Here is a 23,080-nt window from a genome sequence, read left to right as displayed (position 1 = left end):
ACGGGTTTTAGACTGTTCGGCAGAGCGGGACGCAAAGAAGAAAAAGACGCCAAACACGCAAGGGGGCCTATGTCAGTCGATCCTGTTCCTTCCGAATTGCTGTACCGCGCCTGCGATACGACGCAATTCGATTTCACGACCACGGACGAACTGGACGAGCCCGATACGCTGGTCGGCCAGGAGCGTGTGCTGGAGGCGCTGAAATTCGGCACCGGCATTCGCCGCTATGGCTACAATCTTTTCGTGCTGGGCCCGGACGGCGCGGGCAAGCATGAAATGGTGCTGCGCTACCTGAAAGGGATCGTGTCCAGCCAGAAGGCCCCGTCCGACTGGGTCTATGTGAATAATTTCAACACGCCCAACAAGCCCGTCGCGCTGGAACTCGCCGCGGGGCAGGGACCGCGCCTCAGCGAGGCGATGGACCAGCTTGTCGACGATCTGAAGGTGACCGTTCCCTCCATCGTGGAAAGCGAGGAGTACCAGAACCGCCGCCAGACCATCGACGAGGAATTGCAGGAACGCCAGGAACACGCCTTCGAGGAATTGCGCGAGAAGGCCGAGGCGCAGGGCATCGCATTGTTGCGCACGCCGCAGGGATTTGCGCTGGCGCCGATGCATGACGGCGAAGTGGTGAAGCCCGAAGAATTCAACAAGCTGCCCGATGACGAGCGCAAGCGCATCGAAAAGATCATCCAGGCCCTGCAGGAGGAACTCGCCGAAACGCTGGAACATATTCCGGGCTGGCAGAAGGAGCATCACGCCCGCGTGCGCAAGTTGAACGAGGAAGTGGCCGAACGCGCCGTGGCGCGCGCCATGGAACCGATCCGCTCCATGTTCCAGGGCGTACCTGCCGTGGTCTCGTGGCTCGACGACGTGGCGCAGGATATCGTCGACAATTTCGGCATCTTCGCAGGCGGCGACGAACAGCCCCAGCAGCAACAGCTCATGGCGGCGTTGCAGGCCATGTCGCAGGGCCAAAGCTCGAACTTCGGCGGTGGTGGCGATCCCTTCCGCCGCTATCAGGTCAATGTGCTGGTCAGCAATACCGATGGCGATGAGGAGGGCGGCGACATGGCTGCCACCCGGCCGCCGGAGGACCGCGACGAAAAGAAGATCATCGGCGGCGGCGCGCCGGTGGTCTATGAGGACCATCCGACGCTTGCCAATCTTGTCGGCCGTGTCGAGCACATGCCGCAAATGGGCGCGCTGGTGACCGACTTCATGCTGGTCAAGGGCGGCTCGCTTCACCGTGCGAATGGCGGCTATCTGCTGATCGATGGGCTGAAGCTGCTGCGCGAACCGCTGGCCTGGGAAGCGCTGAAACGCGCGCTGCGCCGGCACAAGGTGCTGATCGAATCCCCCGGCGAGTTCATGAGCCTGATCAGCACGGTGACGCTCGAACCCGATCCGATCCCGCTCGACCTCAAGGTCATCCTGCTCGGCGACCGCTATCTCTATTACATGCTCTCCAATGCCGATCCCGAATTCGCGGAGCTGTTCAAGGTGGCCGCCGATTTCGAGGATGAGATCGACCGGGGCGACGACAACGACCTCCTTTATGCGCGCCATCTCGCCGCCGCCGCGAAGGCCGAAGAACTGTTGCCGCTCGACCGCTCCGCCGTCGGACGAATGATCGAACGCTCTTCGCGCATCGTGGAGGATGCGGAGAAGCTAAGCACCGTCATGCGTCCGATTGCCGACATGATGCGCGAGGCCGATTATCTGGCGCGCGAAGAAGGCGCATCCGTGCTGTCGGCAAGCCATATCGACGCCGCCGTGGAAGCGCAGATCGGCCGCGCCGACAGGATGCGCGAACGCTCGCTGGAAATGATCACCCGCGAGATCGTGATTATCGAAACGGAGGGCGAGGCGATAGGCCAGGTGAACGGTCTGTCGATCCTCTCCATGGGCAGCGTCACCTTCGGCCGCCCGAGCCGCATTACCGCGCGTGTGCGCATGGGACTCGGTGCGTCGCGCGTGGTGGACATCGAGCGCGAGGTGCATCTGGGCGGGCCGATCCATTCCAAGGGCGTGCTTATTCTGTCGGGCTATATTTCCGGCCGCTTCCTGCCCGCCGTGCCGCTTTCCATGAGCGCCAGCATCGTTTTCGAGCAATCCTATGGCGGGGTCGACGGCGACAGCGCCTCCTCCGCCGAACTCTATGCGCTGATTTCCGCGCTGGCCGAAGCGCCCATTTCGCAGGGCTTCGCGGTGACGGGCTCGGTCAACCAGCTCGGCGAAGTGCAGGCGATCGGCGGCGTTAACGACAAGATCGAAGGCTTTTTCGACATCTGCATGCGGCGCGGTCTGACCGGCGATCAGGGGGTGCTCATCCCCGCCGCCAATGTGAAGCATCTCATGTTGCGCCAGGATGTGGTGGACGCGGTCGAGCGCGGCATGTTTGCGATTTATCCTGTCGAGCATATCGAAGAGGGCGTAGAACTTCTGATGGGCGCCCCGGCGGGAAAGCGCGGCGAGGATGGACGGTTTCCGAAAGGCTCGATCTTCGCCCGCACCGAGGAACGCCTGGCCGCCTTTGCAGAGAACCAGCGCCGCTTTGCCAGCGAAGGCATTGACGGCAATGGCGACAGGAAATCCTGAGCGGTGGCCGTGGAGAACGCCATGGACGATAGCGGCGCAAAGGACAGGAATACCGGCACCCCGCCTGCACCCGGCGAAGGGGAGGCGGAGAAGCCGCGTATCGTGATCGGCCTCGATACCTCGATCGTGGCGCGCGAGACGCTGTCGCTTGCCGCCCGGCTCGCCGCCTCGGTCGATGCACGGCTGAGCGGCGTTTTCGTGGAAGACGAGGATCTGCTCAATCTCGCCGGGCTTCCCTTTGCGCGCGAGATTTCCTTTTCCGGGCAGGTGAGCCCCGTGGATACCGACCGTATGCTGCGCGCCATGCGCGCCCAGGCCGAAAGCGCCCGCCGCGTCCTTTCGCGCATTGCCGATGAAGCGCATGTGGAGTGGAGTTTCGATGTGCGGCGCGGACGCCCCTTGCGCTCGCTCGCCGCTGCCGCCCGGCATGAGGACACGCTGGTCATTCGCGCGCCGGGCTCGTCGCCCCGCGAAGTCGGGCGGGCCGTACACGCCGCGACGAGGGAAGCGCGCGCCGACGTGCTGCTGGTCGCAAAACGCGCCGGGCTCAAAGGCGCGGTGCCACTGAAAAGCGCGGTACAGGGCGTAAGGCCGGGCCGGCCCGTCGTCGCCATTGACGAAGGCTCCAGCCTGGGCGAAAGCTGCACGGCCTTCGCGGAAGGGCTGGCGCGGCGCCTGGGATCGACATTTCAGCGCGTGCGCGCGCGCGGCGCGTCGGCGGCCGATATCGCCGAGGCGGCGCATCGCGCAGGCGTGGGGCTGCTGGTGGCAAATGCCGGCTGGCTGGGTAATGATGAGGACGCGGCACGGCTCTCCATGGCGGCGGGCTGTCCGGTTCTGCTTCTCGGGTCCGAGCGGACGAATGTCCCCGACCTCAAGACGGACGAATAAGGAGAAAGAAATGTCTGTGCGCAAGATTCTGGTTCCGCTTTCAGGAACATCGTCCGACGGGGAAGTGTTGGCGACGGCGCTGTCGGTGACGCGCGATTTCGGCGCCCAGCTCGTCGGCCTGTTCTCACGGCCCGACCCGGCCGATGCGCTGCCCTATCTGGGCGACGGCGTGTCGGGGCAGGTCATAGAAGACCTTCTGACCGCGGCGAAGCAGGGCGCCGACCAGGCCGCCGCCAAGGCGCTGGCGGGCCTGAAGGAAGCGGCGGACAAGGTCGGCCTGCCGGTTGTGGACAAGGGCGACTTCACGCTCCCCTCAGCGCGCTTTCTCGATGTGACGGGCCGCCGCGACGAAGTCGTCGCGCGGCTCAGCCGTTTGGCCGATCTCATCATTTTCGGCGACACCGATGAATTTGGCGGCGCCGGTGGCACCGCGCTCGAAGCGGCCATGATGAGCGGCGGGCGGCCCGTGCTTATCGCCCCGCGTAAATCATGGGCCCCGGTCGGCGGCTCGGTCGCGATCGGATGGGACCGCAGCGTCGAAGCCGCTCATGCGGTAACGGGCGCATTGCCGTTTCTTGCCAAGGCAAAAAGCGTCACAATCATCTGTGTGGGCGGAGACGATCACGAACCGGTCAGCGGCGAACTCCTCTCCGACTATCTGAAGCTTCACGGCGTCGAGGTCGAAATCAAAAAGATCGACCGGAAGGACCGCGCGGTGGGAGAGGTCCTGCTGGAAGAAGCGGAAACCTCCAAGGTCGACCTGCTCGTCATGGGCGGCTATGGCCACAGCCGGCTTCGCGAATTCTTCATGGGGGGCGCCACGCAGCATATTCGCGCCCATGCGACGCTGCCCGTTCTGATGGCCCACTGACGCACGCAACCAATCATCGACAAGACAGCCGGCCTTAAAAAATGGCCGGCTGCGGTAAACCAAGAAACAGGATCCAGGAAGACATGACCCTTTATCGCGTTCACATGTCGCTCGCGCGCAACGACGAATTTCCCGAAGGCTCCTCCGCGCATGGCTATGATTTTGTCGTGCCGCTCGATGGCGACATGAAGCTCGACCCCGATGCCTGGAAGTCTCATTCCAAGGATTGCGTCGTGCGTCATTTCAGCGAAGGCGAAGAAGACCAGCGTGGCCTGCTGCGCCATATCGGTCGCGGCTGGGTGATCGACTACGATGCCGCCACGCCCGAAGGCGACGAGCCTTTCTTCAAGCTCGACCGCCATGAAATCAAGGTTGGCGAATATCTTTCGGTGAAGGAAGACGACGACGAGACGCGCACCTATCACATCGTCTCGGTGGAGCCCTGGCTCAAGAGCTGAGCTTTCGCTCAGCCCTGCGCGATCTGAACGGCGACGGCACCGGCATAAACGGTGAGGATGAGAATGCCCTCGAAACCGATATTGCCGATGCCGCGCTTTTCCCGCCGGAGCAGTCCGAGCAGCAGGAGCGCGCTGACGACAAGACCCGTCGCGACGAGAAAGATCTGCCGCTCGTCCATCGCGTGATAGAGGGAACCGTCGCGATAGGCGGTGTCCGAAAACGCCAGAAAAAGCACGTCATAGGTGTTGCCGCCGACGATACCGCCCACGGCGAGCTGCAAGGCGCCGCGCCGTACCGCGGCGACGGTGGTGACAAGCTCCGGCAGCGATGTCGCCACTGACGTGAAAAGCGTCCCCATGATCGCCTGCGACATGCCCGTCTGGGTCGACAGCGCGCGCGCCGTCTCCGCGATCAGCCATCCCGCCACGCCGACCGCTGCGATCAAGAGGGAAAGCTGAAACGCCAGCATGGCCGTGGAAGGCGCGTTCTCGCTCTCCGCTTCCGGCCTGTCGGTGCGCGTTTCCGGCGTCTGTTCCGGTTTCCACATGGGCCGGTGGCGCACCGTTTCGCTGAGCCTGAGCCCGCCCAGATAAATCGCAAAGAGCAGGATGGATGCCGGATGGATCGCCCAGACGGTGACGTCCGGTGCCGACCAAGCGACGAGCGGCACGGACAGCATCAGGATCAGAAGCGCGACCTGAACGAGATTGGTGGCATCGGCCGCCGCATGCTCGAGATTGGCGCGGCGGTAGAAAATATCGGCGACGGCGAGAAAGGCCGTCTGCACCGCAATGCCGCCCAGCGCATTGGACGTGCTGAGCGAGACCGCTCCCTCGAAGGCGGAGACGACGGAGGTGACCGTTCCCGAAAGGGAGGTGGCGATGCCGAGCAGGACCGCGCCGACAATGGCCTCGCCAAGGCCCGTGCGGTCGGCCAGCACATCGGCGCGCCGGGTCAGCGCGATACCCGCCAGCCCGATGACAAGCGCCGCCGCGGCGAAGATCAGAATATTCGGGAAGAGCCCCAGTTCGATAAACAAGCGATCGCCCACCGTCGCGCCGCGCGGGCGCGGCCAGAACATCGGAGACCGAGTGTGGGCGATCGCAAATGCGCGATCAACCGCGCTTGCGCACCAGAATATTGCCTGCCGAATAGCCCGCACCGAAGGAGCAGATCAGGCCGAGATCGCCTTCCTTCAGATCTTCGCTGTTCTGGCTGAAGGCGATGATGGAGCCCGCCGAACTCGTATTGGCGTATTCCTGCAGAATGTTGGGCTGCTCGCCCGGTTCCGGGTCGCGACCCAGCACCTTGCGGCCGATGAAGTCGTTCATGTTCTTGTTGGCCTGGTGCAGCCACATCCGCTTCAGGTCTTTCGGATCGAGGCCTTCATCCTTCATGTGCTGGAGGATGAGTTCGGCCACCATCGGCACCACTTCCTTGAAAACCTTGCGGCCTTCCTGCACGAAGAGCTTGTCCTTCGCGCCGATGCCGTCCGGCGTCGCGCGGTTCAGGAAGCCGAAATTGTTGCGGATATTGTTGGAAAATTTGGTGATGAGGCGCGTCCCGAGAATTTCCCATGCGCCGGGCGCGGTGCAGGTCTCTTCGCGCTCCAGCACGATGGCGGTGCACACATCGCCGAAAATGAAATGGCTGTCGCGGTCGCGGAAATTGAGATGGCCGGAACAGATTTCCGGATCGACCACCAGCACCGTATCGACGCTGCCCGAGCGCAGCATGTCATAGGCCTGCTGGATGCCGAATGTGGCCGACGAACAGGCGACATTCATGTCGAAGCCGAAGCCTTCGATGCCGAGCAGGTCCTGCACTTCAACGGCGATGGCCGGATAGGGGCGCTCGAGGTTGGAGCAGGCGACGATGACGGCGTCGATGTCTTCGGGCTTCTTCTGCGCCCGCGCCATCGCCTTGTTGGCGGCGTCGACCGCCATTTCCGCCAGGATCGACGGCTCGTCATTGGAGCGCTGCGGCAGGCGCGGCGCCATGATGTCGGGGTCGATGATGCCCGACTTGTTCATGACATAGCGGGCTTCGATGCCGGATGCCTTGACGATGAACTCCACGTTGGATTCCGCGAGAGCTTCAACCTCGCCGCGTTCGATCGCTTCGGCGTTCTCTTCATTGTGTTTGCGGACATAGGCGTTGAAGCTGTCCACAAGTTCCTGGTTGGAGATCGAATTGGGCGGGGTGAAGACACCCGTCCCGCTTATGACGACTTTTGTCACTGGGCCACCTGATTGTCATGTTCACGTCCCGGCGCCCTTGTCCCGAACGCCTGTCGGACCATGCCTGTCGCGTTGCCCCCAAAAGGCACCGGCATGTCGGCTCCTCCCGAAACCGAGGGCCAAACATATGCCAGCGGCAGCGCTTATGCCATATGCAAGGCGGGATACATTGGCGATAGCGTGAATAGACGGATTAACCTTATGGGTATTTCACCATGGGAAGAGGCGAGGCCGCCGGGGGATGACGCCCTCGGGCGGCTGACGCTGGACGAGCTCTGGCGGGGTGCGCGTCTGCTGCTGGCGGAGGGGGCGACGACGCCCGGATCGCCGCTCAGAAAGCCGGTACTTTCCACGGTGGACGCGGGTGGGGCCCCGCGGGCCCGGACCGTGATTCTCCGGCATTTCGATCCGGCGCGCCGCCGGCTCGAAACCTATACCGATGCGCGCACGGCAAAGGCCGTCGAACTCGACGCCAACCCCATGGCAGCCTTCACTTTTTACGATTCGCGCCGGGAAACGCAGCTGCGCCTGTCGGGCCGCGTGACGCTACACACCGACGACGAATGCGCCGAGCGCGCCTGGAACACGCTCGGCCCCCGCAACATGGCGGATTATCTGGCCCGCGCCGTGCCCGGCACCCCCAGCCCGTCCCCGCAGGCCGCCATGGCGGACGGGGAGGGGGATGAGGCGCGCAGGGCGGCGGCGAGGGCCAACTTCGCCGTGCTGGTCTTCACCTATGACAGGCTGGACATGCTGGTGCTGGGACGCGCCATACATCGGCGCGCGCTCTTTGGATGGAAGACATCCCCCGCATCCGCGTCGGACGACGCGACATCCGGTTTGACCGCGCCTGACGACGCGGTTTGGCTGGTCCCCTGACGCCAGCTCTTCTCAGAGCATGGAGGCGGAAGCGTCCGACGATTTGTCGTCCTTATCGGACTTTGCGGATTTGTCGTCGGCCTTCTTGTCGTTTTTCGAGGCGGACGGCTTCACTTCCAGACCCTCGGCCTGAATGTCGCCGCTCATCTGGCCGCCCTGCTCGACCTTCAACTCGCCATAACGGACCTCGCCCGTGACGCGACCCGTCGAGGTGATGGTCAGGCATTTGCGAACCAGCAGCGTCCCGTCGAACTTGCCGGTGATTTCCGCCTCGTCCACGGTCGCTTCGCCGCGCACGTCGCCGGTTTCGCTCACGGTCAGCGAACCGCTTTCGATGGTGGCCTGCACATCGCCCTCGATCACGAGCGAATCGCAGGACTGGATCTTGCCTTCAAGCTTCAGGCCACGGCCGACATGAAGATTGGCGGCCGGCGGCGTCGCCTCCGCGCTCGATCCGGTGCCCCCGGTGCCATTGCTGGTGCTCGGTGATGTCTGGAGAGTTCGCACGGTCGGTTTCCTTGCTTCGTAAGAGGGAGTTACGCGGCTGTAGGGGGTGTCGTCCCCTTCGGCTTTCTGCTCGTTGATGGGTCGCATGGACGATGCCCTCTGCGCTGATGAAGACTGATCTTCTGTGGACGTATTTTTCTGGGACGTTCGCTCGGCGTGGGAGCGATCCCCTGAATCGCTCTTGGGGCGTTTGAACATTTGGGAGCCCTCCGCAAATCGGTGAAGGCCCAATCGGTACAAGCGTAGTTTGGCCCGTATGTGCCGAGATTGTGGCGGAAGAGTGATTGCGTCAAAAGATGTGTGGAGAAATCACTGCGGCACAGTGATTATTTGCGTGCAAGCTGCACACACGCATCGTGACGCGGACAGGTGACGAGATGATCGTTCACGATGCCGACCGCTTGCGAGAACGCATAGACGATGGTCGGACCGCAAAACCGAAAACCTTCCTGTTTCAGCGCTTTCGACATTTTCCGGCTCATCTCCGTTTCCGCCGGCACGTCCGAGAAGCGTTTGAAGCGGTTGACCTGAGGCACACCGTCCACGAACGACCACAGGAAATCCGAGAAGCCGCCATCACGCTCCATAATCTCCAGCCAGGATTGCGCATTGGAGATCGTCGCTTCTATTTTTCCGCGATGGCGAACGATCCCCGCATTGCCGAGAAGCTTCTCGACGCGTTTGGGCGTGTAGCGCGCGATTTTCTCCGGCTGGAAGCCGTCGAACGCCTCACGAAACGCTTCGCGCTTGCGAAGAATGGTGATCCAGGAAAGCCCCGCCTGAAAGCCGTCGAGGACGAGTTTCTCGAATAGCGCCCGGTCGTCATATTCCGGGACGCCCCATTCCTCGTCGTGATAGGCGATGTAGAACGGGTCGTTGCCCGGCCAGGGACATCGGCCCGAGGCGTCACTCGTCGGCATTCGCGCTGTCCTCCAGCGAAAAACCCGCCCAATCCGGCACTTCCGGCACGAGCGTCGCATCATTCGCGTCGAGCGTCTGGCCGGAGAGAAGGTCGAGACGCAGGAGCGCCAGGACGCGCCCGGTCTTTCTATCGCCGGAAAAAACCGTTCCGACCTCGCGCGTCCCCGCCTTCACCGGCGTTCCGGGCGCGGGCATCGCGCCTTTGACCGCGCAAGGCAGGAGCCGCTTGCGCACGCTGCCGCGCCTTTTGGTGCGCGACGTCACTTCCTGACCGACATAACAGCCCTTCTTGAAGTCGATCCCGTGCAGCTCATCGAGATTGAGCTCCAGCGGGAAGCTCTTTTCAGCTTCGAAATCATATGTGGCGTCGCCCACGCCCAACAGAATGCGGTGACGGTGCCATGCCTCTGGCGTGGCTTCCTCCGCGCCTATGGAGGCGATGAAGCCCGCCACGTCTTCGCGCGGCAGGATTGCCCGCGTGCCGAGCGCGGCAAGGCGCGGATCGGGGAAGAGAGTGCCCTCATCCGGGGCGGTTGCCGCCGCCTCGCCGTCCCAGAGCGCCGCGACGCAATGGCTCTCGGTCAGGTCCTCGATCTCCACTTTGGCGCGGAGCTTGTACATGGTGAGGCGCTTGGCCAGGGCTGCGGCGCGCTCGGCCTCGCAATCGAGAAGGAAGCAGCCTTCCGCGTCTTCCACGATGAAGAAATCGAAGAGGAATTTGCCCTGAGGCGTCAGCAGCGCCGAATAGATGGCTTCGCCGGGGCCCGCGCTCTCTACATTGTTGGTGACGAGACCCTGCAGAAAGGCGCGCATATCCGGGCCGGAGAGGCGCAGGACGCCGCGCTCGGGCAGGATTGCCGCTTTGAGGCCGGATTCTTCGGAGGCGGACATGGGGCTCCAGCGCAGTGAAATGACGAGGGTCCACATTTAGGCTTCGGCGGCGCGCCCCGCAAGGAGGGCGGCGGCCCCGACGCGGCCCGGATGCTACAGGGGCAGGGCGGGCCCGGTGCAGACTTGGCAGGCCCCGGAGCGCAACCTATAACGGCCCAACCCTTCCGATAGGGGCATCGCCGACGCGAAAAGAGGCCGGATTGCGCATTCTCTTTATTACTTCCAACCGGATCGGCGACGCCGTGCTGTCGACCGGCCTGCTGGGCGGGCTGATGGAGCGTTATCCCGATGCGACCTTCTGGGTCGCCTGCGGGCCGCTGGCGGTTCAGCTTTTCGAGAATGCGCCCCGCGTCGAACGCGTCATCCCGATGAAAAAGGAAAAGCGCGCCGGCCATTGGCGCAAGCTTCTTGGTGCCGTTATGCCGCGCCGCTGGGATCTGGTGGTGGATCTGCGCGGCTCGGCCACCGCCTGGGTTCTCTGGACGAAAAAGCGCCACATCCTGAAGGCCGATCACACGCTGCACCGCGTGGTCCATAATGCGCGGGTCGCCGATTTCGACCCGCCGCCCAATCCTCGCCTCTGGCATGGCGCGGCGGACCTTGCCGAAGCCGAAAAGCTGATCCCGCAAGGCCGCAAGGTGCTGGCCGTCGGCCCGACCGCCGCCTGGCCGCGCAAGATGTGGCCGGTGGAGCGCTATGCGGAACTGGTCGGACGCCTCACCGCGCCCGGCGGCCCGATGGAAGGGGCCTATCTGCTCGTTTCGGGCGGTCCCGGGGAAGGGGAAATCTGCAAACCCGTTTTCGAGGCGGTACCGGAAGAGCGCCGCATCGACCTTGTGGGTGCGGAACTGGGGCTCACCGGGGCCTGTTTTGCCCGATGCGCGCTTTATGTCGGCAATGATTCGGGGCTGATGCATCTCGCGGCGGCGGCGGGTACGCCGACGCTCGGCCTTTTCGGCCCGACATCGGACGCGCAATATGGTCCCTGGAGCAGCGAAGGCGACGACAGGGCGCGCGCCTTGCGCGGCGAGCGCTCGCGCGATCAAATCATCGCAGAGGAAGGCGACGCCTATTTCGGGGAGAGCGCCGTGACGGATGTCAGCGTGGACATGGTCGAAGAGGCCGCGCGCGAGATGCTGGCCCGCTTCCCGCAAACGGCCTGAGAAACGGCATGAGAAGCGGATCTGAAACCGGACGAGTTTGAGGAGAGGCAAGTGAGCATCACCTATGACCTGATCTTTCGCGGCGGCACCATCGTCAATCAGGACGGACGGCACCGGGCCGATATCGGCACGAAGGACGGGCGCATCGCCGCGATCGGCGACCTGTCTCAGGCCGATGCCGCCGACACGATCGACGTGAAGGGCCTCCACATCCTGCCCGGCGTGATCGATACCCAGGTCCATCTGCGCGAGCCCGGCAACGAGCACAAGGAAGACCTGGAAACGGGCGGTCATGCAGCCGTGATGGGGGGCGTGACGACCGTGTTCGAAATGCCCAACACGAAACCGCCCACGACCGACCCGGACGCGCTGGCCGACAAGGTGAAGCGCGCGCGCCATCGCATGCAGTGCGATTTCGCCTTTTACGGCGGCGCGACGACGGAAAATATCGACATCCTGCCCGAGCTGGAGCGCCAGCCCGGTTGCTGCGGCATCAAGGTCTTCATGGGTTCGTCCACCGGGACGCTGCTGGTGGAAAAGGACGAGGACGTGCTGCGCGTGCTGAAGACGATCAAGCGCCGCGCCGCGTTCCATTCAGAAGACGAGTTCCGCCTGCGCGAGCGCCGCGAGCTGGCGCTGCTCGGCCATGTCGATACGCATCCCGTCTGGCGCGACGCGGAAGCCGCCTATATGTGCACGCAGCGCCTGTTGCGGCTGGCGCGCGAGGCGGGCAAGCGCATCCATGTGCTGCATATCTCGACGGCGGGTGAAATCCCGCTGCTCGCGCTCCATAAGGATGTCGCGACCGTGGAAGTGACGCCGCAGCATCTGACGCTCGCCGCACCCGAATGCTACGAGGCGCTGGGCACCTTTGCGCAGATGAACCCGCCCATTCGCGGCCATGAACATCGCGACGGGCTGTGGAATGGCCTGCGCGCAGGCATTGTCGATGTGATCGGCACCGACCATGCGCCGCATACGCGCGAGGAAAAGGAACAGACCTATCCGAAATCGCCGTCTGGTATGCCGGGCGTGCAGACCATGGTCCCCGTCATGCTCAACCATGTGCATGAGGGCCGGCTGACGCTGGAACGCTTCGTGGACCTGACGAGCGCCGGGCCGCAGCGGGTTTTCGGTATCTCCTGCAAGGGACGCATCGCGGTGGGCTATGACGCCGACCTCACCATCGTGGACCTCGGCGCGGAGCGCGAGATCACCGATGACTGGATCGTCTCCAAATGCGGCTGGACGCCCTATAACGGCATGAAGGTGAAGGGCTGGCCCATCGGTACCGTCATTCGCGGCCACCGCGTGATGTGGGAGGACGAACTCCTCGGCGACGCGCGCGGCGAACCCGTGCAGTTCGTGGAAACGCTGCCGCACCACGTGTGAGGGAATGTGGTGAGTTGACGTGATGCGACCTCAAAACAAATAGATGTGTCGCCCCGGGACTTGTTCCCGGGGCCTACTCGCCTATCGGTTCAGGCTGTCATAGAGATCGTTCCATTCGGGGTTATCCTTTTCAATCTGGCGTATCTTCCAGGCACGCGGCCATTCCTTCATCGTCTTCTCGCGCTGAATAGCCATTTCGATTTCGCCGAAAGGCTCCACATAGACAAGATTGTGGACCTTGTATTTGGCGGCAAAATGCGAGCCTTTGCCTATGCGATGCTCCCAGACACGCCGCGCCAGATCGTTGGTCACGCCGATATAGAGCGTTCCGTGCTTTCGGCTCGCAAGGATGTACACAAAGTAGGTCATTGCCGGTTGGTCCGCGAATGGGTCCCGGCAACAAGTGCCGGGACGACATCATCCTTTATCCTTTTGCCTTGGACCGGCCGGCTACCCGTCGCTCAATGCACCGTATAGAAATCCGCCCGGCGCATTTCCGAGGGTGAGATGAGCCGCCTTGTGGCGACCTGCACCGAATGGATGGGGCCTTCCAGCTCCCGGTCCCAGAAGTCGAGAAACCGCTGAAGCTCGGGATATTTCGGCTCGAGGTCGTAATGCTGCCAGAGATAGCTCTGAAGCAGGGTGGGGTGATCGGGCATCCGGTAGAGAATTTCCGCCGTGACGAGGCGGTAGCCATCCAGCATCTGCTTGAATTCCGACATCGCGCTTACCCACTCATGTGACAGGGATACGTCAAAAGCGTAAGCAGCCCTGACGCATCGCGCCAGCTTGACAAGCTGGAAAAATCTCGAATTATTCAAATGAATCAAGTGGTTAGCACTCGATCCCTCTGGTGAGTGCCAGGCTGGCCGCCCGCCATGCCGGATCGGCGAACCGCGAGCGTTTCCGCCGCTTTCCGCGCCACGGTCCGAGCGGCGCATCCGCCTTGACCCTGCCAGCGATTTAGGATGGTTTGTCCCCCTATAAATCCATCTCGGGCCCGGATTGCCGGGCCGAATCCATAAAGATTGCGCTGCACGCGCATGAAGGACGGAAAATGAGCGAAAAATTTCGCGCCCTCATGGTCTCCAAGACCGATGACGCGCCCAAAGCGGACTTTGTCGAAATCACCGAAGACGATCTCATGGAAGGCGATGTGACCGTCGCCGTCGATTATTCGACCGTGAACTACAAGGACGGCCTGGCGCTGACCGGCGCTGCGCCGATCATCCGCAAATATCCGCTGATCCCGGGCATCGACTTTGCGGGCACCGTCACGGCGTCGCGCCATGCAGGCTTTTCGGAAGGCGACCGTGTGGTGCTGAACGGCTATGGCGTGGGTGAAGGCCATCATGGCGGCTACGCACAGAAAGCGCGCGTGCCGGGCGACTGGCTGGTGAAGCTGAGCGACAACATCACCACGAGCCAGGCCATGGCCATCGGCACGGCGGGCTATACCGCGATGCTGAGCGTGATGGGGATCGAAGATGGCGGCGTCACCCCTGACAAGGGCCCGGTGCTGGTTACCGGCGCTGCGGGTGGCGTGGGCAGCGTCGCGATCTCGATACTCTCCAAGCTCGGCTACAAGGTGATCGCCTCCACCGGCCGCGCCTCGGAAGCCGATTACCTCAAGGGGCTAGGTGCCACGGAGATCATCGACCGCAACGAACTGTCCGAACCCGGCAAGCCGCTTGGCAAGGAGCGCTGGGCCGGTGCGGTGGACGCGGTCGGCAGCCATACGCTTTGCAATGCGATTTCGCAGACCGCCTATGGCGGCACGGTGACGGCCTGCGGTCTGGCGCAAGGCATGGACCTGCCGGGCTCGGTCGCGCCCTTCATCCTGCGCGGCGTGCGCCTTCAGGGAATCGATAGCGTGATGGCGCCGATGGTCAAACGCGAAATGGCCTGGCGTCGGCTCGCCACCGACCTCGACATGCGCAAGCTCGAGGCGATGACGAGCGAAGCGAAGCTTGAAGATCTGCCGGGTCTGGCGGGCGACATTCTCGCCGGCAAGGTGCGCGGGCGCGTCGTCGTCGACGTGAATGCCTGACGCCGCGTAAAGAAAAACTGTATAAGCACAAAAAACAAAAAAGGCGGCGCATAGTCATTATGCGCCGCCAATATGTGAATTGAGGGGGGAGGAACCCGGTGTCTATGTCTCAGCCGCCATTCAGGGACCCGCGTTATGTCGAGCCGCGTATCGACGTCGAGCATCGCGACGACGGGTCGATCATATTGCGCAATCCGCATCCGCTGCGCGATCCTGCGCCCAACCTGATTTCGCCGATCCGCCAATGGGCACAGGACGCGCCCGAGCGCGTCTGGCTCGGCAAGCGCAAGCCCTCGACGGAAGGCTTTGGCGAGTGGGACCTGCTGACCTATGCGGATGCGGAGAAGAAGGTCTTCGCCATCGGACAGGCGCTGATCGATCGCGGCTTCGACCAGTCGACGCCGGTGATGATCCTGTCGGGCAATTCCATCGAGCATGCGCTGATGAGCTATGGCGCGATCCTCGCCGGGGCTCCTGCAACGCCGGTCTCGCCGTCCTATTCGACGATCAGCACCGATTTCGAAAAGCTCAAATATGTGTTCGACCTCGTCGAACCGAAAATGATCTTCATGCAGGAATCCGCGCCCTTCGAGCGCGCGCTGGCCGCGCTGCCGCTGGACGGGGTGGAACTCGTGACCGTGGACGGCTCGATGGGTACGCCTTTCGCGGAACTTCTGGCGACGCGCCCCGGTGCGGAAGCGGAGGCCCGTTTCGAGACGCAGCATGACGATGAAGTCGCGAAATATCTCTTCACCTCCGGCTCCACCGGCATGCCCAAAGCCGTCATCACCACGCAGCGCATGATGCGCGTCAACGCGGTGATGCCACGCAGTGTACAGCGGGAGCATGAGGACGACGAGCCGGGCGTGCTGCTGAACTGGCTGCCCTGGAACCATTGCTTCGGCGGCAATGCGATCCTCAACAACACGCTGACATCGGGCGGTACGCTTTACATCGATGGCGGTCGCCCCGTGCCCGGCCAGTTCGAGGAGACGGTGGCAAATCTGCGCGAGGTCGCCCCGACCGCCTATTCCAACGTGCCCGCGGCCTATCCGTTGCTGGTGGATGCGCTGGAAAGCGACGACGCGCTGGCGAAGAACTTCTTCTCGCGTCTGCGCTCGCTTGCCTATGGCGGCGCGGCATTGAGCCAGGATATCTACAACCGCATGCAGGACGTGGCACTTCGCACGACCGGCGAGCGGATCGTGTTTTCCTCCGGTTACGGAGCGACGGAAACCGCGCCGACGATCATGAATGTGCATTGGCCGACCGAGCGCATGGGGCTTCTGGGGCTGCCGCTGCCCGGTATCGAGCTGAAGCTCGCGCCCACGGGACAGAAGATGGAAGTCCGCGTGCGTGGCGATTGCATCACGCCCGGCTATCACAAGAACCCGGAAAAGACCGCGGAAGCCTATGACGAAGAGGGCTTCTACCGCCTCGGCGACGGCGCGCGCTTCGTGAACCCGGACAATCCGATGGAAGGCCTCGTCTTCGACGGCCGCGTGGCGGAGGACTTCAAACTCTCCACCGGCACATGGGTAAGCGCAGGCAAGCTGCGCGTGCAGGCGGTGGGCGCCTCCAACGGTATCCTGCAGGACGCGCTGATCGCCGGTCTCGACCGCGACTATATCGGTATCCTCGGCTTCCCCAACATTCCGGCCTGCCGCAATGTGGCGGGCGATCCGGAGATGGCGGTGGAAGATCTCGTTCGCCACCCGGCTGTGCTGGAGCAACTGGCGGAGGGCTTGCGCGAGCACAATGCGGGCCATCCCGGCTCGAGCACGCGCGTCTCGCGCGCCCTGCTGATGGTAGAGCCGCCGAGCATCGATGCGGGCGAACTGACCGACAAGGGCTATATCAACCAGGCGACTGCGCTGTCACGCCGCGCCGATCTGGTGGAAAAACTCTATGCCGAACCGCCCGGCAATGATGTCTTGGTGGTCGGTAAGTGAGCAGGCATGCGTTTCGGGGACGGGTATGATTGATTTCGGTCTGATTGCCAACGGCATAGCCATCGGCATGGCGGTGGCGGCTCCGATCGGACCGGTAAACCTCATCGTCATCAGACGGACGCTGCATTTCGGCTGGCTGAACGGCTTTCTGTCGGGCGGCGGCGCGGCGACGGGCGATGCGATCTTCGCCGTCATCGCGGGCTTCGGCCTCACCGCCGTGATCGATCTCGTCGTCCGCTTTGAAATCTATCTTCAGCTCGCCGGCGGTCTCTTTCTCGTGCTGATGGGCTTGCGGACCTTCTTTTCCCATCCGCAACTGGAATCACAGGAAAACGACAAGGCCGCCACGGCGCTTGCCAAGGTATTCGGCACCACATTCGCGCTGACCATTACGAACCCTGCCACCATGCTCGGCTTCATCGCCATTTTCGGCGGCATAGCGGGGCTCGCCAGCAAGGGCGAGGATTATGGCCACGCCGCCACGGTGGTCGCGTCCGTCATGGCGGGGTCCGTTCTGTGGTGGTGCTGCGTCTCGGGCTTCGTTGCCTATTTCCGCAAACGCATGAACGATCACATGCTGGAAAAGGTGAACCATGTGTCCGGCGCGCTGATTACGATTTTCGGCCTGGTTGTGCTGGGCCGTCTGGTCTTTAAACTTTTCGGATTGGTTTGAGCCCGGCAGCAATGCACCGGCAATAAGGGAGGCAGATTAATGTCATCGAAAAAAATGAACGGCGCCGAGAGCCTTGTGCGCACATTGGTCGGCTCGGGCGTCGAAGTCTGTTTCTCCAATCCCGGTACCTCGGAAATGCATTTCGTGGCCGCCCTCGACAAGGTGGACGGGATGCGCGCCGTGCTGGGCCTGTTCGAGGGCGCCGTGACGGGCGCGGCGGACGGATATGGCCGCATGGCGGAAAAGCCCGCCGCGACGCTTCTGCATCTCGGGCCCGGCATGGCAAACGGCCTGGCCAATCTGCACAATGCGCGACGCGCCTCGACCCCGCTTGTGAACATCGTCGGCGATCACGCCACCTATCACGCGCAATATGACGCGCCGCTCTCCTCCGACATCAAGGGCTTTGCCGGTCCCGTTTCCGGCTGGATCCATTCCTCGACGAGCCCCAAAACGGTCGCCGCCGATGGCGCGCGCGCCGTGCAGGCCGCGATGGAAGCGCCGGGCCAGATCGCGACCCTCATCCTGCCCGCCGATACCGCCTGGCTCGAGGCGGAAGGCCCCGCCGACGCATTGCCGCGCCGCGTGGCGTCCGAAGTCTCCGATGCCGCGGTGAAGCGCGCCGTGGAAGCGTTGAAAAAGGCCGGCAAGAATGCCGCCATCCTGCTGCGTGGCGAGGTGCTGAAGGAGCGCGGTCTCGTCGCGGCGGGCCGGATCGCGGCGGCAACCGGCGCGCGGCTGATGTGCGACACCTTCGCGCCCCGCATCCAGCGCGGTGCGGGCCGGGTTGCCGTGGAGCGCATTCCCTATTTCGCCGAGCAGATCGTCGAGTTCATGGAGCCGGTGCAGGAGCTGGTGCTGGTCGGCGCGAAGCCGCCGGTGTCGTTCTTTGCCTATCCCGGCAAGCCGAGCTGGTGCACGCCGGAAGGAACCGGCATCTCCTATCTGGCCCATCCCCATGAAGACGGCGTTCAGGCGCTGGAAGCGGTGGCCGAGGCGCTGGGCGCGCCGAAGGAGCCCGCCTATGTGGCGCCGGCGCAAAAGCCGGAGCTGACGGACGGCCAGCTCGACCAGTTCACCATCGGCCATGTGGTCGGTCATTTCCTGCCGGAAAACGCGATCATCTCAGACGAGGCGGCGACCTCCGGTATCGGCTCCATGATCGCAACGGCGTCGGCGGCCCCGCATGACCATCTTTCGCTCACGGGCGGCTCGATCGGGCAGGGCCTGCCGGTGGCGACCGGCGCGGCGGTCGCCTGTTCGGATCGCAAGGTCGTCTGCCTGCATGGCGATGGCGGCGCGATGTACACGCTGCAGACGCTCTGGACGCAGGCCCGCGAAAAGCTCGATGTGACGACGGTGATCTTCGCCAACCGGTCCTATGCGATCCTGAATGTGGAGCTTTCCCGCGTGGGCGCGGAAAACCCCGGCCCCAAGGCGCTCTCCATGCTGGATCTGCACAACCCGGAACTGAACTGGGTGCACCTTGCGCAGGGCATGGGCGTCGAAGCCAGCCGCGCCGAAACGCTGGAAGAATTCACCGAACAGTTCTCCTCCGCGATGAAGCAGAAGGGCCCGCGCCTCATCGAAGTGATGATCTGACCGGTCTATCGCGGCCGGAAACCGGCCGCGGAAAAGAAAAAGGCCCGGCGCCATCAGGCGGCCGGGCCTTTGATTTCCTGAAAAAGCGCGCTCAGTTCACGACGCGGTTCAGCGTGAATTCGCCCGAGCGGATGCGGTCGGACAGGCCGTCGGTCATCTCGGCGACGGCTTCCTCGCCATAGGCTTCCACCATGTCGGAAAGCGCGGCGAAAATGGCCGTACTCGCCAGAATATCCGGCGATACGCCTTCGCCCAGCGTCTCGTCCCAGGCATCCAGAAGATTCTGGAGCGCCAGGCGGCGCTGCTCGCCCTCGGGCGGTTCGGCCATGTCGCCGGCTTCGTCTTCGTAAAATCTCACCAGGGGATCGCCTGGAAAATCATCGGCCATTCTGTCCTCATCCGCGCGAAAATCGCAGCGCGGTCTCTACGATAGGGGCCCACGGAGCAAATCAGGGGCCTTTGCTGCATTACTAGCATACTCCCGCGGCCAAGCGCGACCTTCGTGAAGGTGCGGTTAATTTGTGACAAGCCGGTCTATCGTCCGTAGCCACGCCGGGCGAGAGCCTCGGCAAGGCGCTGGCCTTCGGAAACCAGACGATTGGCGTCCCGCGCGGCGCTGCCGGTGCAGCGCGGATAGGCGTCGCGGTAGCGGTAATAGAAGATATTGAAATGGGAAATCAGGACCTGCCGCTCATCGCCGGAGGTGTGGACGGCATCAAGCATGCGGATCATCTGGTTGCGCCACTTCTGCCCTTCGTGCGAGCCGCACAGAGGACGCAGATAGTGAATGGCGCCAAGCACTTCAGCGAGCCGCATCATCTCGCGCGGCACGGCATGGGCGGAAACCCGCGGCAGAACCGTCAGGCCCGCGGCCAGCAGAAGCATCCAAATCACACGCATAGACTTCTCCAGCCCCGCCCTGGTCCGCGGCAACATGCCGGTCCAGTCTCCACCCCGAAATGACAGTTTAGGGGCAGAATTGAGGTATTTCCACGTCTGGAAATATGCTGACTTGCCATGCCCCCGCGGAACCCCAAATGGGAAGAGGGGCCAAATCTGGAGATTTTCATGCCGCGCCTGCTGACAGCCTTCGCCACGGCCATTCTGTGTCTGACCTTCGGGGCGGGACCGGTGATGGCGGGAGACAAGATCGACAAGACGATCGATACGGAAAAGGCGACAATCCATGTCGCAACCTTCGCCGATGAGCTCGATCACCCCTGGGGCCTCGCCTTCCTGCCGGACGGGCGCATGCTGCTGACCGAGCGCGTGGGCCGGTTGCGGATCGTCGACAAGGAGGGCGGGCTGTCCTACCCGGTGGCCGGTTTGCCTGACATCGACGTGAGAGGGCAGGGCGGTCTTCTCGACGTGGCGATCGATCCGGATTTCAAAAAGAACAAGTTCGTCTATCTGAGCTTTACCGAACCGGGCGAAGACGGGATGAACGGCACGGCGGTGCTGCGCGGCAAGCTTGCCGAGGACATGAACGAGCCGCGCCTCAGCAATGTGAAAGTCATTTTCCGGCAGCATCCGAAGGTCGACGGATCCGGTCATTTCGGCTCGCGGCTGGTATTCGACCGGAAAGGCCATCTCTTCATCACGCTGGGCGAGCGCTATTTCGACAGCGTGCGAGGACAGGCGCAGGACCTCGATTCCGATCTCGGCAAGATCGTCCGCATCTGGCCGGATGGCAGTATCCCCAAGGACAATCCATATGCGGATGACGGCGGGCCGGAGGGCGATGCCCGGCCGGAAATCTGGTCTTACGGCCACCGCAACGTGCAGGGCGCGGCCATCGAACCGAAAACGGGCAAGCTCTGGGCCGACGAACACGGCCCGAAAGGCGGCGACGAGATCAATGTGATCGAACCCGGCCGGGACTATGGCTGGCCGGTTGTTTCCTTCGGTGTGAATTATGACGGCTCGCCGGTCGGCACCGGCGAGGCCCATGCGCCCGGCATGACCGATCCGATCTATCACTGGACACCCTCGATCGGCGTGTGCGGCATGGCCTTCTACACCTCCGACGCCATACCGGAATGGAAGGGCGATCTGTTCGTCGGCGGGCTCGCCAAACCGCGCCTCGTTCGCCTCGAATATCAAGGCGAGAAGATCACCCATACGGAAAATTTGCTGACGGGGCTCCACGAGCGCATCCGCGCCGTGAAGCAGGGGCCGGATGGCGCGCTCTATGTGCTGACCGACAGTTCCAACGGGCAGATCCTGAAAATTACAAAGGCGGATTGAGGCTTACGGTAATCGACTTTTCCCGATGAGGGCCGAAACGATGGCAATGGAAATGCGGCTGACGCTGCGGCTCGACATGGGGGGCGAACATGCGCTGGGCGTCGGCAAGGTCCGGCTGATGGAACTCATCGAGGAGAGCGGCTCGATCAGCAGGGCGGCAAAGGAGATGGGCATGTCCTATCGCCGGGCCTGGCTGCTGGTGAACGACCTCAACCAGCGCTTCGGTACGCCGCTGGTGGAAACGCAGCGCGGCGGCGGGGGAGGCGGTGGCGCCGCATTAAGCGAAACGGGCCGCGAAGTCGTGACGCTCTATCGCCGCATGGAGAAGGCCAGCCTTGAGGCGAACGGCCAGGCGATGGAGGAATTGGCCGCATTGACGGCGCGATAAAAAAGGCCGGTCCAGAAGACCGGCCTTTGCATTTTGCGATAACGAACGATCAGAAGATCGAATAGCCGCCGTCGATAATGAGCGTCTGGCCGGACATGTAGGACGACGCTTCCGAGGCGAGATAGACGGCCATGCCGCCGAAATCTTCCGGCTCGCCCCAGCGGCGCGCGGGCACGCGGGGGATGACCTTTTCGCCAAAGGCGGGATTGTCCTGCGCGCCCTGCGTCATGTCGGTGGCGATCCAGCCCGGCAGAATGGCATTGGCCCGCATGCCATAGCGGGCATGTTCCACCGCGATGGCCTTGATCATGGAAATGACGGCGCCCTTGGTGGCGGCATAGGCTTCGTTCTTGCCCGCGCCCTCGATGGCGGCAAGGCTTGCAATGCCGACGAGAGAGCCGCCCGCATCGCCGTCTTTCGCGCGTTCCACCATGTGGCGGCAGCTCTCGCGCAGCGTCCAGAACACGCCGTCGAGATTGACCGACAGCACCTTGCGGTAGACTTCCGTTTTCATCTCCACGAAGGAAGGCGCGCCATAGCCGATACCGGCATTGGCGAAGACGCTGTCGATACGGCCGAGTTCGGCCACGGTTGCATCGATCCCATCGATGACCTGCTGCTCTTCGGAAACGTCGACCTGCCGCGAATAGACTTTGACGCCATAGGCCTTGAGCTTTTCTTCCGCTTCCTTGTTGCGGCTTTCATTCGTGCCCCAGATGGCGATATCCGCGCCGGATTGCGCCATGGCTTCCGCCATGCCGAGCCCGATGCCGCGATTGCCGCCGGTGACGAGCGCGACCTTTCCTGAAAGATCGAAAGGTGTGTAGGTCATGTTATCTCCCTGAAGGTTTGTTTTTTCTGGTTGGGATTCAGTTTTTCTTGTTGTCGTCTTTTGCGCCGTCGTCCGCCGGTTCTTCGTTCTCGCCGGCGCCGGGCCTTGCTTCCTTCAGTTCCGAACAAACGAAATAGGAGGCATAGGAAAGCGTTTTGCGCGCCGGGGGCACCTCGCAGGAATAGATCGACGCTTCTTTCTGGAGGATCAGCGCGCGGCCGAAGCCGGTCTTGACCTCATAGCCGTCGGCGGCGAGGTCGGCGAGGCTGCGATCGGTGACGACGAACGGGCCCGACCGTGTACCGGGGGCGTATTCCTCCGCGATCTCCGCCGACCGGGCAGGGGCGGATATGAGAGGTGCGAGCATGACAATGGCGAGGCTGAAAAGCATCGCGGTACGGCGGATCATGGTCTCTCCTCAGAAATTAAGCCGGTATATCGGCGGCGGGGCTGCCCGGACCCTCATGATGAGGGGCGATCTTAACGGATGAGCGCGTCCGTTCAATCCGAGATGGCCTTCG

24 protein-coding genes are annotated in these 23,080 nt (G+C 63.2%); 13 read left to right on the top strand and 11 right to left on the bottom strand.

The genetic code is table 11. From position 1 onward, the window contains the following. Positions 1-69 precede the first annotated feature (69 nt). The 4 genes from ACSSVQ_RS05490 to ACSSVQ_RS05475 all read left to right on the top strand — a co-directional run bounded on the left by ACSSVQ_RS05490 (position 70) and on the right by ACSSVQ_RS05475 (position 4,821). Positions 70-2,601 carry a Lon protease family protein gene (locus ACSSVQ_RS05490; protein WP_454181307.1) on the top strand — a complete coding sequence of 844 codons (2,532 nt, stop codon included), beginning with the start codon at positions 70-72 and terminating at the stop codon, positions 2,599-2,601. A 3-nt stretch (positions 2,602-2,604) separates the two neighbouring features. Then, positions 2,605-3,492 carry a universal stress protein gene (locus ACSSVQ_RS05485; protein ID WP_454181306.1) on the top strand — a complete coding sequence of 296 codons (888 nt, stop codon included), beginning with the start codon at positions 2,605-2,607 and terminating at the stop codon, positions 3,490-3,492. Between the two features lie 10 nt (positions 3,493-3,502). Then, positions 3,503-4,363, top strand: coding sequence for a universal stress protein (locus ACSSVQ_RS05480; RefSeq protein ID WP_454181304.1), 861 nt, complete (start codon positions 3,503-3,505; stop codon positions 4,361-4,363). An 83-nt stretch (positions 4,364-4,446) separates the two neighbouring features. Beyond that, a complete protein-coding gene (locus ACSSVQ_RS05475; protein ID WP_293326050.1) occupies positions 4,447-4,821 on the top strand; it encodes a hypothetical protein in 375 nt (124 codons plus the stop codon). Positions 4,822-4,829: 8 nt separating this feature from the next. Here ACSSVQ_RS05475 and ACSSVQ_RS05470 read toward each other — a convergent pair whose 3' ends face one another. Both ACSSVQ_RS05470 and ACSSVQ_RS05465 read right to left on the bottom strand, forming a co-directional pair. Beyond that, positions 4,830-5,861, bottom strand: coding sequence for a sodium:calcium antiporter (locus ACSSVQ_RS05470; protein ID WP_454181302.1), 1,032 nt, complete (start codon positions 5,859-5,861; stop codon positions 4,830-4,832). A gap of 76 nt (positions 5,862-5,937) precedes the next feature. Next, complete coding sequence (locus tag ACSSVQ_RS05465; protein ID WP_454181300.1) at positions 5,938-7,062, bottom strand: beta-ketoacyl-ACP synthase III; 1,125 nt, start codon at positions 7,060-7,062, stop codon at positions 5,938-5,940. Between the two features lie 201 nt (positions 7,063-7,263). On the opposite strand from ACSSVQ_RS05465, the gene ACSSVQ_RS05460 reads away from it, so the two are divergent. Further along, positions 7,264-7,941: a pyridoxamine 5'-phosphate oxidase family protein gene (locus ACSSVQ_RS05460; protein WP_454181298.1), complete on the top strand. Its 678-nt coding sequence runs from the start codon at positions 7,264-7,266 to the stop codon at positions 7,939-7,941. Between the two features lie 12 nt (positions 7,942-7,953). On the opposite strand, the gene ACSSVQ_RS05455 is transcribed toward ACSSVQ_RS05460, so the two are convergent. The 3 genes from ACSSVQ_RS05455 to ygfZ form a co-directional block, all read right to left on the bottom strand. After that, entirely contained in the window at positions 7,954-8,535 is a 582-nt protein-coding gene (locus tag ACSSVQ_RS05455) for a bactofilin family protein (protein ID WP_454181296.1), read from the bottom strand. Between the two features lie 239 nt (positions 8,536-8,774). Then, entirely contained in the window at positions 8,775-9,368 is a 594-nt protein-coding gene (locus ACSSVQ_RS05450) for a DNA-3-methyladenine glycosylase I (protein ID WP_454181294.1), read from the bottom strand. Next, the gene (gene ygfZ / locus ACSSVQ_RS05445) at positions 9,355-10,296 is read right to left on the bottom strand and encodes a CAF17-like 4Fe-4S cluster assembly/insertion protein YgfZ (RefSeq protein ID WP_454181292.1); all 942 of its coding nucleotides are present in this window, start codon (positions 10,294-10,296) and stop codon (positions 9,355-9,357) included. The genes ACSSVQ_RS05450 and ygfZ overlap by 14 nt, the downstream gene beginning before the upstream one ends. A 164-nt stretch (positions 10,297-10,460) precedes the next feature. On the opposite strand from ygfZ, the gene ACSSVQ_RS05440 reads away from it, so the two are divergent. Beyond that, positions 10,461-11,423, top strand: coding sequence for a glycosyltransferase family 9 protein (locus tag ACSSVQ_RS05440; RefSeq protein WP_454181290.1), 963 nt, complete (start codon positions 10,461-10,463; stop codon positions 11,421-11,423). A 51-nt stretch (positions 11,424-11,474) separates the two neighbouring features. Continuing rightward, a complete protein-coding gene (locus ACSSVQ_RS05435) occupies positions 11,475-12,815 on the top strand; it encodes a dihydroorotase (RefSeq protein ID WP_454181288.1) in 1,341 nt (446 codons plus the stop codon). 81 nt (positions 12,816-12,896) lie between these two features. On the opposite strand, the gene ACSSVQ_RS05430 is transcribed toward ACSSVQ_RS05435, so the two are convergent. Further along, positions 12,897-13,184 carry a GIY-YIG nuclease family protein gene (locus ACSSVQ_RS05430; protein ID WP_454181286.1) on the bottom strand — a complete coding sequence of 96 codons (288 nt, stop codon included), beginning with the start codon at positions 13,182-13,184 and terminating at the stop codon, positions 12,897-12,899. A gap of 92 nt (positions 13,185-13,276) precedes the next feature. Further along, positions 13,277-13,537, bottom strand: a complete 261-nt coding sequence (locus tag ACSSVQ_RS05425) for an usg protein (RefSeq protein ID WP_454181284.1) — start codon at positions 13,535-13,537, stop codon at positions 13,277-13,279. A 335-nt stretch (positions 13,538-13,872) separates the two neighbouring features. On the opposite strand from ACSSVQ_RS05425, the gene acuI reads away from it, so the two are divergent. The 4 genes from acuI to ACSSVQ_RS05405 all read left to right on the top strand — a co-directional run bounded on the left by acuI (position 13,873) and on the right by ACSSVQ_RS05405 (position 19,092). Next, the gene (gene acuI, locus ACSSVQ_RS05420) at positions 13,873-14,865 is read left to right on the top strand and encodes an acrylyl-CoA reductase (NADPH) (RefSeq protein WP_293326075.1); all 993 of its coding nucleotides are present in this window, start codon (positions 13,873-13,875) and stop codon (positions 14,863-14,865) included. 104 nt (positions 14,866-14,969) lie between these two features. After that, entirely contained in the window at positions 14,970-16,817 is a 1,848-nt protein-coding gene (locus ACSSVQ_RS05415; protein WP_293326078.1) for an AMP-binding protein, read from the top strand. A gap of 25 nt (positions 16,818-16,842) precedes the next feature. Continuing rightward, the gene (locus tag ACSSVQ_RS05410) at positions 16,843-17,490 is read left to right on the top strand and encodes a LysE family translocator (protein WP_293326081.1); all 648 of its coding nucleotides are present in this window, start codon (positions 16,843-16,845) and stop codon (positions 17,488-17,490) included. 39 nt (positions 17,491-17,529) lie between these two features. Next, positions 17,530-19,092 (top strand): acetolactate synthase large subunit, encoded by a 1,563-nt coding sequence (locus ACSSVQ_RS05405; RefSeq protein WP_454181281.1) that lies wholly within the window; start codon positions 17,530-17,532, stop codon positions 19,090-19,092. 91 nt (positions 19,093-19,183) lie between these two features. On the opposite strand, the gene ACSSVQ_RS05400 is transcribed toward ACSSVQ_RS05405, so the two are convergent. Together ACSSVQ_RS05400 and ACSSVQ_RS05395 are read right to left on the bottom strand one after the other, a co-directional pair. Next, positions 19,184-19,480, bottom strand: coding sequence for a hypothetical protein (locus tag ACSSVQ_RS05400; RefSeq protein ID WP_293326086.1), 297 nt, complete (start codon positions 19,478-19,480; stop codon positions 19,184-19,186). Between the two features lie 146 nt (positions 19,481-19,626). Continuing rightward, positions 19,627-19,992 (bottom strand): TIGR02301 family protein, encoded by a 366-nt coding sequence (locus ACSSVQ_RS05395; RefSeq protein WP_454181279.1) that lies wholly within the window; start codon positions 19,990-19,992, stop codon positions 19,627-19,629. Between the two features lie 168 nt (positions 19,993-20,160). On the opposite strand from ACSSVQ_RS05395, the gene ACSSVQ_RS05390 reads away from it, so the two are divergent. Then, positions 20,161-21,339 carry a PQQ-dependent sugar dehydrogenase gene (locus ACSSVQ_RS05390; RefSeq protein WP_454181277.1) on the top strand — a complete coding sequence of 393 codons (1,179 nt, stop codon included), beginning with the start codon at positions 20,161-20,163 and terminating at the stop codon, positions 21,337-21,339. Positions 21,340-21,379: 40 nt separating this feature from the next. Then, a complete protein-coding gene (locus ACSSVQ_RS05385) occupies positions 21,380-21,727 on the top strand; it encodes a winged helix-turn-helix domain-containing protein (protein WP_454181275.1) in 348 nt (115 codons plus the stop codon). A 49-nt stretch (positions 21,728-21,776) separates the two neighbouring features. On the opposite strand, the gene ACSSVQ_RS05380 is transcribed toward ACSSVQ_RS05385, so the two are convergent. Both ACSSVQ_RS05380 and ACSSVQ_RS05375 read right to left on the bottom strand, forming a co-directional pair. Further along, positions 21,777-22,559: an SDR family NAD(P)-dependent oxidoreductase gene (locus tag ACSSVQ_RS05380; RefSeq protein ID WP_293326098.1), complete on the bottom strand. Its 783-nt coding sequence runs from the start codon at positions 22,557-22,559 to the stop codon at positions 21,777-21,779. A gap of 37 nt (positions 22,560-22,596) precedes the next feature. After that, positions 22,597-22,968: a hypothetical protein gene (locus ACSSVQ_RS05375; RefSeq protein WP_454181273.1), complete on the bottom strand. Its 372-nt coding sequence runs from the start codon at positions 22,966-22,968 to the stop codon at positions 22,597-22,599. Between the last annotated feature and the right edge of the window lie 112 nt (positions 22,969-23,080).

This window comes from Parvibaculum sp. MBR-TMA-1.3b-4.2 (genome assembly GCF_053628815.1).
Note: the sequence above shows the minus strand (reverse complement) of the source record. Positions and strands in the feature narration are given on the sequence as shown.